This is a genomic window from Paraburkholderia sprentiae WSM5005 (assembly GCF_001865575.2).
Lineage (GTDB): Bacteria > Pseudomonadota > Gammaproteobacteria > Burkholderiales > Burkholderiaceae > Paraburkholderia > Paraburkholderia sprentiae.
Map to the genome: position 1 here is coordinate 267005 of NZ_CP017563.2, position 13333 is coordinate 280337.

14 protein-coding genes are annotated in these 13333 nt (G+C 62.6%); 3 read left to right on the forward strand and 11 right to left on the reverse strand.

Annotation, left to right across the window (positions count from 1 at the left end; all coding sequences use genetic code 11):
• Positions 1–43: 43 nt before the first annotated feature.
• From BJG93_RS29830 to BJG93_RS29875, 10 genes are all read right to left on the reverse strand, one after another.
• Positions 44–871, reverse strand: coding sequence for an ATP-binding cassette domain-containing protein (locus tag BJG93_RS29830; RefSeq protein WP_027194843.1), 828 nt, complete (start codon positions 869–871; stop codon positions 44–46).
• Positions 871–1881, reverse strand: coding sequence for an ABC transporter permease (locus tag BJG93_RS29835; protein ID WP_027194844.1), 1011 nt, complete (start codon positions 1879–1881; stop codon positions 871–873). The genes BJG93_RS29830 and BJG93_RS29835 overlap by 1 nt, the downstream gene beginning before the upstream one ends.
• The gene (locus tag BJG93_RS29840) at positions 1881–2990 is read right to left on the reverse strand and encodes a sugar ABC transporter substrate-binding protein (protein WP_027194845.1); all 1110 of its coding nucleotides are present in this window, start codon (positions 2988–2990) and stop codon (positions 1881–1883) included. Before BJG93_RS29840 ends, BJG93_RS29835 begins: the two co-directional genes overlap by 1 nt.
• Before the next feature lie 305 nt (positions 2991–3295).
• On the reverse strand, positions 3296–3922 hold the full coding sequence (locus BJG93_RS29845; RefSeq protein ID WP_034477599.1) for a uracil-DNA glycosylase family protein: 627 nt from the start codon (positions 3920–3922) through the stop codon (positions 3296–3298).
• Positions 3923–3967: 45 nt separating this feature from the next.
• Complete coding sequence (locus BJG93_RS29850; RefSeq protein ID WP_027194847.1) at positions 3968–4516, reverse strand: DUF488 domain-containing protein; 549 nt, start codon at positions 4514–4516, stop codon at positions 3968–3970.
• Between the two features lie 141 nt (positions 4517–4657).
• Entirely contained in the window at positions 4658–5665 is a 1008-nt protein-coding gene (gene lhpH / locus BJG93_RS29855; RefSeq protein WP_027194848.1) for a trans-3-hydroxy-L-proline dehydratase, read from the reverse strand.
• A 77-nt stretch (positions 5666–5742) separates the two neighbouring features.
• Entirely contained in the window at positions 5743–6690 is a 948-nt protein-coding gene (gene lhpI, locus BJG93_RS29860) for a bifunctional Delta(1)-pyrroline-2-carboxylate/Delta(1)-piperideine-2-carboxylate reductase (protein ID WP_027194849.1), read from the reverse strand.
• Between the two features lie 52 nt (positions 6691–6742).
• A complete protein-coding gene (locus BJG93_RS29865; protein WP_027194850.1) occupies positions 6743–8002 on the reverse strand; it encodes a metal-dependent hydrolase family protein in 1260 nt (419 codons plus the stop codon).
• 10 nt (positions 8003–8012) lie between these two features.
• Entirely contained in the window at positions 8013–9308 is a 1296-nt protein-coding gene (locus BJG93_RS29870; protein ID WP_034477602.1) for an MFS transporter, read from the reverse strand.
• A 150-nt stretch (positions 9309–9458) separates the two neighbouring features.
• Entirely contained in the window at positions 9459–10358 is a 900-nt protein-coding gene (locus tag BJG93_RS29875) for a LysR substrate-binding domain-containing protein (protein WP_027194852.1), read from the reverse strand.
• Between the two features lie 321 nt (positions 10359–10679).
• On the opposite strand from BJG93_RS29875, the gene BJG93_RS29880 reads away from it, so the two are divergent.
• The 3 genes from BJG93_RS29880 to BJG93_RS29890 are packed head-to-tail and all read left to right on the forward strand — an operon-like array spanning position 10680 to position 12854.
• Positions 10680–10919: a hypothetical protein gene (locus BJG93_RS29880; protein WP_027194853.1), complete on the forward strand. Its 240-nt coding sequence runs from the start codon at positions 10680–10682 to the stop codon at positions 10917–10919.
• Between the two features lie 41 nt (positions 10920–10960).
• The gene (gene soxC / locus BJG93_RS29885; RefSeq protein ID WP_027194854.1) at positions 10961–12232 is read left to right on the forward strand and encodes a sulfite dehydrogenase; all 1272 of its coding nucleotides are present in this window, start codon (positions 10961–10963) and stop codon (positions 12230–12232) included.
• Positions 12225–12854, forward strand: coding sequence for a c-type cytochrome (locus tag BJG93_RS29890; protein WP_027194855.1), 630 nt, complete (start codon positions 12225–12227; stop codon positions 12852–12854). The genes soxC and BJG93_RS29890 overlap by 8 nt, the downstream gene beginning before the upstream one ends.
• Before the next feature lie 26 nt (positions 12855–12880).
• Here the strand turns inward: BJG93_RS29890 and BJG93_RS29895 are convergent, their stop codons facing one another.
• Complete coding sequence (locus BJG93_RS29895) at positions 12881–13321, reverse strand: MarR family winged helix-turn-helix transcriptional regulator (RefSeq protein ID WP_027194856.1); 441 nt, start codon at positions 13319–13321, stop codon at positions 12881–12883.
• Between the last annotated feature and the right edge of the window lie 12 nt (positions 13322–13333).

A 13333-nucleotide genomic window follows, 5' to 3' on the forward strand; every position in this document is an offset into this window, starting at 1 on the left:
GATCGTCCGTGCCGCCCCGAGGTCAAAGCGCGAACGCATCGGCTTACTGCGCGCCGCTCGCGCGCAGGGCCCGGTATTCCCGTTGCACGATGTCCATCAGCTCCGCCACCGAAGTCAGCGCGCTCTCTTGCTCATAGGTCACGCGTCCTCGCTGCATCAGCATGATGCGATCCGCGATATCGAGCGTCTGCGCATAGTTGTGCATGATCATGATGATGGACAGGCCGCCTTTTTCCTTCAGGCGCATCAGAAGATCGATGATGAGCCCCGCCTCGCGCGCGCCCATCGCGGCGAGCGGCTCGTCGAGCAACAGAATCTTCGCATTCGAATGCACCGCGCGCGCCACGGCGATGGCCTGGCGCTGGCCGCCCGATAGACGCTCCACCGGCAAATCCACCGAAGGCACGTGCACGCCGATATCGTCGAGGCATTGCGCCGCGCGCTCGCGCATCTGCTTGTGGTCGAGCAACCGGAACGGCCCGCGCCGCACGAGTTCGCGGTTCAGGAACATGTTGTGATAAATGCTCAGCGAATTCGCGAGCGCGAGATCCTGATACACGCATTCGATGCCGAGCGAGCGCGCATGATCGACCGAGCGCAACAGCGTCTCCGCTCCGTCGATGTGGAGCGTGCCGCTGGTTTGTTGATGAAAGCCCGTGAGGATCTTGACGAGCGTGGACTTACCCGCGCCGTTGTCGCCGAGTATGCCGAGAATCTCGCTCTTGCCGAGCGTGAGCGAGACACCGTCGAGTGCCGTCACCGCGCCGAAGCGTTTGACGAGGCTGTCGCCGCGTAGCGCGAGCGGCGCGTTCGCGCTGTCCGCGGCGGGCGTGGCATTCGCGCCTGCGGGGGAGGTTTGGGATGGTTCCATCAGCGTCCACCTTTGCGGCGAATACGCCCGACGTGGATATTGAATATCATCGCCGCCAGAATCGCGGCGCCAAGAATGATGTTGAAGGTAAAGGCGTTGATGCCGATCAGCGTAAAGCCGTCGTTGAGAATGCCGAGCACCGCCGCGCCGATGAGCCCGCCCACGATGGTGCCCGAGCCGCCCGTGAGCGGCGTGCCGCCGATCACGGCGGCGGCCACGGCGAGGAACATGATCTGGTTGCCGCCCGCCTGCGGGTCGATCGAGGTGATGCGAAAGGCTTCGAGCATGCCGGTGAAGCCCGCCAGCACTGCCGCGAGGATGAAGTTGCCGAGGCGCAGCCGCGTCACATGGATGCCGGCCTCGCTCGCGCCGAGTGGATTCGCGCCCGCGGCTTGCGTATGCAGGCCCCAGCGCGTATGCCGCAACAGCACGTGCATCGCGAACGCGATCGCGAGAGTCCAGATGATCTCGCTGTAGCCCCACGCGCCCATGAACGCGGCGAAGGTGGGCGACCCCGGCGCGGGCGCGGGCGTGCCGCGCGAGAGGGTGAGCGTGATGCCGTTGATGAGAAACAGCGTGCCGAGCGTCGTGACGAACGACGGCAGCCGCAGCCACACCGTCACCGCGCCGTTGACGAAGCCGACCACCGCCGCGGCCACGAGCCCCGCGATCACGGCGAGCCACATCGGCGCGCCCGCGTCATTCGCGAACACCATCATGAATGGCGCGAACGCAAACACCATACCCGCCGAGAGATCGATGTCGCCGCCGATCATCAACATGATTTCGCCGAACGCGATGATCGCCACCGGCGCGATGAACTGCGAGAGGTTGACGAGGCTCGCGTTGGTGAGCAGGAAATCGTGGTTCGCGAATTCGAAATAGGCGGCCAGCAGCACGGCCACGAGCAGGATGCGCAGCTCGGCCGCCCATTGCGACGCGAATGAAACGCCCGCACGCCGGGGCGCGCGGACCGTTTCGGGGTTGCTGGTTTCGTTCACAGTATCCATCACGATTTGATTGCGCCGGACCGCGGAACGATTTGTTCCTTGTCGGTCTTGCCTTCAAAACGCGTCGAGGTATTGAGGTACGGCTCGACGTTGTCCTTCGTCACGAACTTCAGGCCGGTGTTGATTTCGGCCGGCCCGACGAGGCCGCCGGAGCTGAGGAACACGAACGCCTGCATCACCGTATAGAAACCCTGCACGTAGGGCTGCTGATCGATGGTGAAGTCGAGGAAGCCTTCGTGGATGAGCTGGATCGTGCTCGGCAGCAGATCGAAGCCGCCGCCGTGCACGCCCTTCGCGGGCAGGTTCGATTCCTTCATCACCTGCGCGACGCCTTGCGTGCTGCCTGCATCCACGGCGAACATGCCCTTCAGGTCCTGGTGGCCCAGATAGAACGACTTGATCTTCGACAATTCTTCGTTGACGGTCGCGCCCGTGGCCACGGTCTGGATGTCGATCTTCTTGCCGGACTTCTTGATGGCGTCGCTCGCGCCGTCGAGACGCGGCTGGATATTGAGCTGCCCCGGCGTGGCAATGAACAGCCCAACCATGCCGCTGTCGATGAGGCTCACGATGCGCTCGCCCATCTGGTAGCCCGACAGATAGAGATCCTGGCCGATATAGGCGAGGCGCGGATTCTTCTTGCCGCGCGGCGCGTCGGCGTTATAGGCGAACACCGGAATGCCCGCGTCGAGCGCGGCCTGAATGGGCTTGTCGAAAGCGCTCGGATCGACGATCGGCACCGCGATGGCGTCGGCCTTCGCGGCAATCGCCGAGTTCACGGCGCGGACCATTTCGCCCGCGTCCGAAGTGGCCGAGCCGGTCCACTGATAGTCCATGTTGAGAAGCGAGCAAGCATCCTGAATGCCGTATTGGGTGGGCACGAAGAACGGGTTGGTGGTGACGTGATTGACGAACACGATCCGCCACTTCTTGTGCGACGGAAAAGCCGTCCCCGCCGCCTGCGCGGTGCCGATCAGTCCGCCTGCGCCGCCTAGCGCGCCCATCAGCGAAAGCGCCGCGCCGAGTCCGACGCCCTGCATCAGCCCCCGCCGCGCCGTGCTGAATCGGTTACCGCCGTGTTCCTGATCGTCATCCCGTTGCTGTGTCATCTCATCCTCCGGTTCTTGTCTTCGTTGGTCGATGTGATCGACGTTGCGTCGATCGTGTGCAGATGCTGGACGGCACCGGGAGTGCGCTAGACAGCGCGAGACTTTGGCGTGGCGACGTGCAACCCCGATTCGAAAGCGCTCGATACGCGCCGTGCGGTACCGCAAAAATGTTAGTGCAGTGCGGTTGCGCCTCCTAATCCACGTATACCCGTAACCATTCCGAAGATTGGGACGCCCGGTCGGGATGCCCGGTCAGGATGCGTGTTTTTCCACGAGCGGCTGTCCGCGCAGAAGGTGCGCGGCGCTCAAAGCTCCCCGCCCGCCAACACTGTCGCCACACGCTCGCGCAAAGTCGGCAACACCTCGCCGTCGAACCAGGCATTGCGCTTGAACCATGCGATATTGCGCGGCGAAGGATGCGGCAACGGCATCACGTGAGGTCCAAACTCGGCCCACCTGACGAGCGTATCGGTCGAGGTCGTCCCGAATGCATCGCCCAAGCCAAAGCGCTGCGCGTATTGCCCAATCAGCAGCGTCAATTTCACCGAACGCAGGTGCGCGAGCAATTCGCGATGCCAGCGGCTTGCGCACTCGGGACGAGGCGGCAGATCGCCGCTCGCGCCGCGACCCGGAAAACAGAAGCCGATGGGCACGATGGCGAATTTCGAAGCGTCGTAGAAGGTCGTGTCGTCGACGCCGAGCCACGCACGCAGACGTGCCCCGCTCGCGTCGCTCCACGGCACCCCCGACGCATGCACGCGCGCGCCTGGCGCTTGGCCGATGACCAGGATACGCGCCCGCACGGATGCCGCGAGCACAGGGCGGGGTGCGTGCGGCAGCATCGGTGCACAGAGCGTGCAGGAGCGGATGTCGTCAAGCAGCATGTCGAGCGACGCGCCGTTTTTCGACATGCGTTTGGTGGTAACGGCCATAAAGCGGTGTGAGGTGACTGGCGTGCAGTCGTGTCGTGGGTCGGCTCAGTGTGGCGGCTGAGCCGGATAGACCAGCCTGCCGTCGGCCTGGGGCTCGGCGCCCGGCGTCATCGTGGCGGCGTTGGTGTGATGCGCGTCCATGATGTGCAGCACGGTTTCCTCGTGCATCAGCAGATAGTCCGTAATGATACGCCGGTGGCAACGCCACCAGACCGCTTCCGAGCACATGATCGCGCAGCGCTGCCGATGACCGAGCGTCAGAAGTTGCGCCAGTCCGTCGCGGAAGGCGTCGCTCATTGCGTAGTCGGCATAGTTGCGAAAGGCCGGATGGGTCCAGTACGTATTCGGCGACGGCGCATCGTCCTTGCGTTTGCCGCGGCGTCCACCCAGTGCGGCGAGATGCACGTAACCGATATGTTCGGGCGCGAGCGAGCCGGGCAGCGTGTCGCGATTGAACTGCGGGTTGGTCCGCGAGCGCGGGATGCTACGCACGTCGACCAGCAAGGCGATCCGCTCGCCTTTCAGTAGACCGACGAACTCCTGCAACGCGCGCGTCGAATGGCCGATCGTGAAAAAAGGGCGTTTCGTAATCATGCGTGCCTCGCCGACGCTGACAGCGGCGACGATTTCTGCACATTTACAACGTGTGGCACAGCAACGTCAACCGCCGCTCGATTCAGGTGTTGCACGTGTCATGCCTGGTGGGTCCGCGTTCATCGCGATCGAAGGAGCCGGTTATCGTACGAGGAACCCGTAGGTGAGAGGGTCACGCTCGTCCACAATCCAATTCGCAAAGCCGTAAACGAATGCGCTTCCTTCGACCTCGGGGATAACGGCCCTGAAATCGCCCACGGTCGTCTCGCTCAGCACCCGTCCTTTGAATACCGTGCCGATGATGGACTCGTTCACGAGCGTATCGTCCTTTCCCAACTTACCGCGCAGATACAGCTGAGCGACGCGTCCGCCGGTACCTGAACCGGTTGGTGAACGGTCCACTTCGCGGTCGGCAAATACGCAGCAGTTGGCTTGCGTGGAACCCTCGCTGCGCGGCGCGTTGGCGATAATGGTCCCGTAGATATGGTTGATTTCAGGGATATCCGGGTGCACGACCGCGAACGCCTTGTTCGCAGCCTCCTTGACCTCTGCTCCGAAACGAATGAGTGCTTCCACCGACGATTCGCGAACTTCGAGTCCGTGTGGTTGACCATCGGTGTAAAAGTAGAATGCGCCGCCGAACGCAATATCGCCAGTCACCGAACCGAACGATAGCGTCTCGACCGTCACGTCCTGTTTCCAGATGAAGGACGGCACGTTCACGAAGCGAACGTTTCCCGCATGCTCGCCGTCCCATTGCACGAATGCCTCGATGAACCCACACGGCGCATCGATGCCGATGCGCGTTTCAGGTACCTGGCGCTGGACCCAGCCAAGCTCGACCGCCGCCGTCGACAGCGCAATGACTCCGTGCCCGCAGTGGTCGCTATAACCTTCGTTGTGAAGAAAGATGATGCCGAAATCGGCATTGGGGCTGACCGGCTCCGTCAGATAGCCGCCGTACATATCGGCATGCCCACGCGGTTCGAACATCAGGGCCCGGCGGATATCGTCGGCGTTTTCCTTTAGCCATGCACGTCGCTTGACGATCGTGTCGCCAGGCACGCGCGGCAAACCGCTGGTGACAATGCGGAACGCTTCACCGCCGGTGTGAACTTCAACAGTCGAGATGGTGCGTGTGATTTTCATGTTGGCTTCGGTGAAATCTGTGGATGTCCTGCTTTTACTCACCGCACGGGACCGGCAGCGATTTACATCGACGCGACTTACCTGTCAGCGCGGATTGTACGGGCGTTCGAGTCGAGCGCTGAACGCGCTGCGCGGCACGCGCCCAGGTCCCACGCAGCGCAGCCAACGCTCTTGAACAGAATCGGCGCACTCGGCTTCAGCTCGCCAGCTAATGCCTTGGCTAGCGGAGAAACTGAAGCCCATTCAACCCCGGCCTGGATAAGGTCGCCCGCTTCATGCGTTGCGCCGACAGGGTCATCTACAACGACGAAACTTCCGTCGACGGTTTCCCTGCCGATTTCCGCTGCGTCTGCCGTGAAAGCGCCGACGCCGACGACGAGACGGCCGGGTCGCGCCGACAACGTGTAGACCGGAGACTTGCTCGTTGTCAAGGTGATGACGACTTCAATGCTGTCGGGAATCACATCGCCATCAAGGACAGACAGGTTCGGTGCTACCGACCGGGTCCGAGCCACGAAGGCCCCCGCGGCTGCCTGGGAGCTGCCCTTGACGAACAGTTTGGCTTCCGGGAAGGAGGCCGCGAAAGCTTCCGCGTGGTTGGCCGCCTGTTTCCCGGTGCCGATGATGAGCATTGTGCGCGGAGCCTTGCCATGCAGGGCCTGGATGCCCAGCACAGTGACCGCTGCCGTTCGCCGCGCCGTCACGGTCGGGCCGTCGAGCACGAACAACATGTCCCCGGTGTGCGCGTCGCATGCGATGACCTGGCCATGGATGGTCGGAAGCTGGCGCTTCCGATTCGAAGGACACACCGTCACCAGCTTATGGATGGCGATGTCTTTGGCACTGGCAGGCATCGACAGCATCAGGCCGGCTTCCTGCATCGGAATGGCCAGCCGCTCAGGACTCACGATGTGTCCCGCGCCGTACTCGATGATGGTCTGCCGAAGAACGCGCACCAGCGGGGAATAGTCCAGCAGTGCAGCTGTTGCGTCGGCGTCGAAACTTCGGGTGCCGAGAGAGGTCATGTTCGGTTTCGCCTTTGGAGGGGGGGCGCGACCGAGGCCGCGCGCCGGGAGTTCACTCTGCGACTGGCTCGAGCAGTCGGCCGGCCTCCTTCATACACACGCCAGCCTTGATGACCACGGGAATGTGTTCACCTTGCCCCAGCAGAAGGGAAATGTCCTCAATCGGGTCACCGTCGACCACGATGAGGTCAGCCACGGCGCCGACGGCGACCGTTCCCCGCACGCCTGTTTCACCCGTGATGTCGGCGGCAACGCAGGTTGCCGACCGGATGGCTTCAACGTTGCCGACGATTTCTGCCCGAACCGCGAACTCGTCGGACTGGAAGGCGTGCAGCTCGCCCAGCATGTCCGAGCCGAACCCTACCTTCACGCCTTCGCGCGCCATCAGCGCAACTGCCTGCCGGCCGACGGAGCGCGCTCCCTCAATCTTCGCGAGCGATTCAGCGGGGAAACCAAGCGCGGGACCTTGTTCAATGAGACGGTCGAGCGTGGCGATTGTGGGCACAACCGCTACGCCACGCTCCGCCAGCAGACGGGCAGTCTCCTCGTCGATAAGGTTGCCGTGCTCGATACATTTCACCCCGCACTCGACGGCGCGCCGGACGGCACGAGCGGTGTAGGCGTGCGCCATCACGTAAGTCCCGGCAGCCTCCGCTTCCTGAACCGCGGCACGGATTTCATCTTCCGAATACTGCGTGTTGGTGATGGGGTCATTGGGCGAAGCGACACCGCCCGACGCCATTATCTTGATTTGGGAGGCCCCTTTGAGGAGTTCTTCGCGTACTGCCAGGCGCATCGCCTCGACGCCATCGACCACCCGGGCAATCGCTCCCTGACGCCCCAGGCACCCGCAGGCATCGTCAAGCTTGTCATTGCGCTGACGGAAGTCGCCGTGGCCACCGGTCTGCGATAACGCCTTGCCCGAAGACAGGATGCGCGGGCCCCAAAGCACGCCGCTGTTGACAGCATCGCACATTGCAAAGTCAGCGCCGCCTGCATCGCGAACGGTCGTGAACCCACGATTCAGCATGCCGCGCAGGATGGGCAACGTTTTAAGCGCAGCCAGGAAGTTTGGCAGCATCGCGTTAGCGCCCAGATTCGCATTCGACGCGACGACGTGGACATGCAGATCGATGAAACCCGGCAACACGGTGCGCCCGGGGAGGCTCATTCTGCGGGCACCGACAAACGACGACGGTATCTGTCCTATTGCCGCGATCTTCCCGTCGGCGATGCAGACATTGACGTTTGTCTGGCGTTTCTTCGTTGCGGGGTCGAAAACATTCACCCCTTCGATGACCAACATGCTCATGTGAATTTCCTCAAGCCTGGTATGGCTTTGTCAGCAAGATGCCGAGCAGGCTAACCACCGCGGCGAAGATGATGTAATAAGACGCAGACTCGGCATCACCCGTGTGTTGGGTGAGCCAGGTGATGATGAAAGCGGCAAAGCCACCGAAGATGGTCACTGCGCCGTTGTAGGCCAAAGACAATCCGGTCGCACGGACGCGGCTCGGGAACATTTCCGTGAAGAGAGCCAGAATCGGGCCGGTGTATGCAGCAATCAGCACGCCGAAAATCGCCTGGAAGGTCAGCAGCGTGGCCAAGTCGGGCGATTTAATCAGGTGAGAGAACAGTGGATAGCTGGCAACCAGAATAACGAGCGCAGCGACCGACAGGACCCGCCGCTTGCCGACCTTATCCGACAGTGCCCCGAACACGGGCGCCATGACCATCAGCACGATACCGCTGACGACGCCCGACGTGAAGCCCTCACGCTGGGTCATGTGCAGATACTTCACCACATAAGTCGGGATGTAGAACAGGATGACGTATGTGCAGACGGTCCACAGAACGACCATCAGCAGGCTGGAGAGCACCTGGCGGGGATACTCGCGAATGACGTCACGCAGCGGCGTGTAGGTGTGGCGCTTCTCCGCTACGAACTCGGGCGTTTCCTCGATTTTCAGCCGAATGTAGTATCCAACCGGGGCCACCAGCATGCCGATGAAAAACGGAATACGCCATCCCCATGCGGTCAGCGAATCAGCCGACATGCTCGACGTGATGAGCGTACCGGTAAGGCTGCCGATGACCACGGCGAAACCGATACTGGTCTGAATCCAGCTCGAATAGAAAGCACGACGTTTAGCTGGAGCATGCTCGGTAAGGAACGCGGTAGCGCCGCCCATTTCGCCGCCAGCGGACAGCCCCTGCAGCAATCGCGCGACGACGATAAGACACGGCGCGGCGATGCCGATAGATTGGTACGTAGGGGCGAAAGCAATGATGCCCGAGCCGAGCGCCATGACGAGCATCGCGAGCGACAGCGCCCGCTTGCGACCCACCCTGTCGCCGTAGATGCCGAACGCGATGCCGCCGAGCGGTCGCATCACGAAACCAACACCAAAAGTTGCCAGCGATAGCAGCAGCGACGTCGTCTCGTTGCCTGCGGGGAAAAATAGCTTACCGATGGTTGCCGCGAAGAACGCGTACCCGGAAAAGTCGAACCACTCCAGGCCGCTGCCAATGACAGTCGCGAAAATCGCCTTCCGGCGCGTCGCTGTCTTTACGAGCGGCTCGCCCACCAGAATGCCGCTTGATGCACTCGTTGCCATATAGACCTCTCTCAATTGTCGTTTAGCGAGATGAGCGTTCGCGGTTCGTCACGCAATCAATGTAATTTTTGGCATGACGGCCGCATAACGCTAAATTCGCAAACGCGCTTGCAAAAAACGCAAGCGCATCGAGAGGCTTGAACGGAGACGTCAGGGTGTGAGTGTCTGACCGATTACCCATTCACGGAAACGACGTGCGGCAGGTGTTTCCGCACGCTCTGATGGCCATGTGACAAAGTATGAGCCGCCCATGGTGGCGTAAGAGTCGGATGCTCTGACGAGTGCGCCGTGCTCGAGGAGCGGGTCAATGACCCGGTTCCAACCGAGCGCGACGCCCTTGCCATGCGTCGCAAGCTGCACGATGAGTGGGTAGCTGTTGATAATGATGGTTTGATTGAGCGCTGGTCGTTCGAGCCCTGCCTGTTCAAACCAGGTGTGCCACGACATCCAGCTGCGTTCCGCGTCCTCCAGAACAAGCAGCGTGCAGGACAGCAGTTCCGCTGGCTTCAGTTTGCGCCCAGCAAGATACGTAGGCGAACAAACCGGAAATACCTCTTCGTCGAAAAGCTTCCGAATGTGCGTGCCGGGAACCTCGGGGTTGCGCAGATAGAAAATGCCTACGTCGTACTCAGCCGGCGAGACGGCTCCAAAGTGGTCCCGCACGATGATGCGCAGGTCCACATCGGGATTCGCATCGATAAACGAGCCGATTCTCGGCGCGAGCCAGAATACCGAGAGGCCAGCTGTGCAGGACACCGTGAGACGAGACCTGACGACGCGAGCCATCAAACTCGATGTAACGCTAGTGCACAGCTCCAACATGCGCCGCACATCCACCGCATAGGTTTCCCCTGCTGGTGTGAGCCTCAGCGTGTTGTGCTCCCGCACGAACAGCCGGCGTCCCAGGAATTCTTCGAGTTGAGATATCTGACGGCTCACAGCACTAGTGGACAGGTGCAGTTCCTGCCCCGCACGAGTGAAGCTCAGATAACGGGCGCTAGCTTCGAATGCTTGCAGACATGCGAGTGGAGGCAACGGAGAAAGAGCCATGGCGTGCGGCGAGCTATCGAAGTGGAAGTAGCGCAACAGGATAGCCCAACGACGTCGGCCGATGGACCACGGGTGTCCTCGGATAGTTTCACGGCGGTACAACCGTTATTTAGATAGCGGCTCGCGCGCAAACAATATCGAGCGCGATGGTTATCGCGAATGAGGGCAGGCGAGCGCGGGCGTGCCGCGCGCTTCATCGGGCCGTTCGGCACGGCCACGCCGACATTGCATCCGCGGCGCAATGCATTGCACAAATGCTTGTTTGCGCTAGTGCGTGCCGCCGACTAGATTCGATCCATGCCATGAGCAGGAGGGCGCAGGATGTCAATGAAGCTTGCATCGTTCTATCGGCGGGCCGTGTTCGGCTCCTTCGAGGCCGTGCGGCAGCGGGTCGATCGTGACCGGCGCCCCGCGGCTGTCCGCGCGCGCAACGCGCATGCAGGGTCGCGCGACGATCCCGAGCGCCTCGAGCGTATTGCGACCTACGCGCGCGCGGGGTACTTCAACATGGGCTACACGCTCGAGTCGTTTCACGTGATCGCCGAAATCACGCCGGATTAACGGTTTCCACCACCAGCATAAGCATGCCGCGACATCCCCGTATGAGTAGTGATGCCCCCGATGCGTCGAAACCCGCTTCCCCGCGTCGGCGCCTGTTGGGCGGCTTCGCGTTGTCCGCATTGGCCGCGCCGAATCTGAAGGCCGCCACGCTGCTCAAGCCGCTGAACGTCGATCCCTGGACACAAACACCCGGCGCGCCGATTCTCGCTCATCAATACGGGCTGCCGTCGCCGCACGAGTCGAACGTGATTCGCCGTGCCGCGCGGGCGTGGCCGATGCCGGGCGCGGCATCGTCGCTGACGCCGCTCGCGGATCTGCATGGCTCCATCACGCCGAATGGGCTCGTCTACGAACGGCATCATGCGGGGGTGCCCGACATCGACCCCGATGCGCACCGGCTCGTGATTCACGGTCTCGTACGCGAGCCGAAGCTGTTCACGATGGATGATCTGCTGCGCCTGCCTTCGGAGTCGCGCATCCATTTTCTCGAATGCTCGGGCAATACGGCGAGCGAGTGGAAAGGCCCAAGCGGCCGGCCCGTGCAGATCACGCATGGTTTGCTGTCGTGCTGCGAGTGGACCGGCGTCAGGCTCTCGACGCTACTCGAAGCAGTCGGCGGGCACACGGCGGCAAGCGACGGCGGCACGCCGCAATGGCTGCTCGCCGAAGGCGCGGACGCGGCCGCAATGACGCGCAGCCTGCCGCTCGACCGGATTCTCGAGCGCGCGCTCGTCGTCTATGCGCAAAACGGCGAGCGCCTGCGACCGGAGAACGGCTATCCGCTGCGTCTGTTGGCGCCGGGCTTCGAGGGCAATACCAACGTGAAATGGCTGCGGCGGCTGAAGATCGTCGATGCGCCGTTGCAGACGCGCGAAGAAACCTCGAAATACACGGGCATCTTGCCCGATGGTCGCGCGCGTCAGTTCGTGTTCGAGATGGACGCGAAGTCGGTGATCACGCGGCCGTCCGCGGGGCAGCGTCTGACGGCGCAGGGCTTCTATCCGATCGTCGGGCTCGCGTGGTCGGGGCGCGGAGCAATCCGCAAGGTCGAGGTATCGACCGACAGCGGCGCGACATGGCAAGCGGCGGTGCTCGACGAGCCCGCGCGCGATCGCGCCTTGACGCGCTTCCAGGCCGGCTTCGTGTGGAATGGCGCGCCGACGGCCATCCTGTCGCGCGCAACGGACTCGACCGGCTACGTTCAACCGACGCGCGAAGCGCTCGTCGCGGCGCGCGGATTGAACTCGAACTATCACTACAACGGCATTCAGCGGTGGCGTATCGAAGCGGATGGGAGCGTGAAAAATGCGTGAGTCTGTCCGGTTCGATCTGGTCGGCGCTTCGAAATCGAAACGGATGGGTGCTCTGCTGGCGCTGCTCACGGCTAGCGGTCTGCTCGTTGGCTGCTCTTCTTCGTTCGACGCCACGCGCGACGCGCAGTCCACCGCCGCGCAGGCGCGCTGGCGTTCATCCGTCGACGCGATTGGCAAGCGAGTCAGCGAGACCGATCTGAGCGCCTGGAACATCGACGTCGCGCCGGACGGCCATGGCCTGCCCGGTGGCAGTGGCGACGTCGCAACGGGCGGCCGCATTTTCGCGGCGAAATGCGCGGCCTGTCACGGTGCGAATGGCGAGGGGCTGATCGGCGATCAACTGATCGGCGGTGCGGGCACGCTCGCGACTGCGAATCCGAAACGCACGGTCGGCAGCTACTGGCCCTATGCGACGACGCTGTTCGACTATATTCGCCGGGCGATGCCGTATAACACGCCGCAGTCGCTGAGCGCGGACGAGGTGTACGCGCTCAGCGCGTGGATATTGAACCGCAACGGCATCGTGCCGGACGACGCGCGTCTGGACGCGCATTCGCTCGCCGCCATACGCATGCCCAACCGGGATGGCTTCGTGCCCGACCCTCGGCCGGGCAGGCTTTGACTGAGCTTGCAGACGCTATGAGCGAATCAAGCCTGCGGCGGCAACAGTGCCGAAAGCAGGCGGCGCAACTGCGCCAATTCGCTCGCTGTCAGCCTTTCAGTGAGAATGCGCTCGACCTGCTCGACTCGCGGACGCAAGGCCACGAGCTGCTTCTTACCGGCAGCGGTGAGAAACAGCACATAACTGCGTTTGTCGACGGGATCGTCGGCTCGCTCGATCAGGCCATTGCGCACCATCCGTGAAACCAGATCGGCGATCGTCGAACGGTCCACGTCGAGTTTGTCGCCGAGTTGCCGCTGATTGACGCCGGGCGTCTCGTGTAAGACCTCGAGCGCCGCATACTGCACGCTCGTGATCTCCGCGGACACCTCGCTTAGCCACACCGCTGCATGGCGCTGTTGGGCACGGCGCACCAGGCTTCCAGTGAATCTGGGGAGCGCGCCGGCGTCTTCGGGTTTGATCGGCAATTTCGGAGTTTC

Bases quoted from the DNA above. Each gene is read 5' to 3' on its own strand.
- BJG93_RS29850 (WP_027194847.1), bottom strand. From the start codon at position 4,516: ATGATTACGAAACGCCCTTTTTTCACGATCGGCCATTCGACGCGCGCG.
- BJG93_RS29870 (WP_034477602.1), bottom strand. From the start codon at position 9,308: ATGGCAACGAGTGCATCAAGCGGCATTCTGGTGGGCGAGCCGCTCGTA.
- BJG93_RS29845 (WP_034477599.1), bottom strand. From the start codon at position 3,922: ATGGCCGTTACCACCAAACGCATGTCGAAAAACGGCGCGTCGCTCGAC.
- lhpI (WP_027194849.1), bottom strand. From the start codon at position 6,690: ATGACCTCTCTCGGCACCCGAAGTTTCGACGCCGACGCAACAGCTGCA.
- BJG93_RS29875 (WP_027194852.1), bottom strand. From the start codon at position 10,358: ATGGCTCTTTCTCCGTTGCCTCCACTCGCATGTCTGCAAGCATTCGAA.
- BJG93_RS29830 (WP_027194843.1), bottom strand. From the start codon at position 871: ATGGAACCATCCCAAACCTCCCCCGCAGGCGCGAATGCCACGCCCGCC.
- BJG93_RS29890 (WP_027194855.1), top strand. From the start codon at position 12,225: ATGCGTGAGTCTGTCCGGTTCGATCTGGTCGGCGCTTCGAAATCGAAA.
- lhpH (WP_027194848.1), bottom strand. From the start codon at position 5,665: ATGAAAATCACACGCACCATCTCGACTGTTGAAGTTCACACCGGCGGT.
- BJG93_RS29880 (WP_027194853.1), top strand. From the start codon at position 10,680: ATGTCAATGAAGCTTGCATCGTTCTATCGGCGGGCCGTGTTCGGCTCC.
- BJG93_RS29865 (WP_027194850.1), bottom strand. From the start codon at position 8,002: ATGAGCATGTTGGTCATCGAAGGGGTGAATGTTTTCGACCCCGCAACG.
- BJG93_RS29840 (WP_027194845.1), bottom strand. From the start codon at position 2,990: ATGACACAGCAACGGGATGACGATCAGGAACACGGCGGTAACCGATTC.
- soxC (WP_027194854.1), top strand. From the start codon at position 10,961: ATGAGTAGTGATGCCCCCGATGCGTCGAAACCCGCTTCCCCGCGTCGG.
- BJG93_RS29835 (WP_027194844.1), bottom strand. From the start codon at position 1,881: ATGGATACTGTGAACGAAACCAGCAACCCCGAAACGGTCCGCGCGCCC.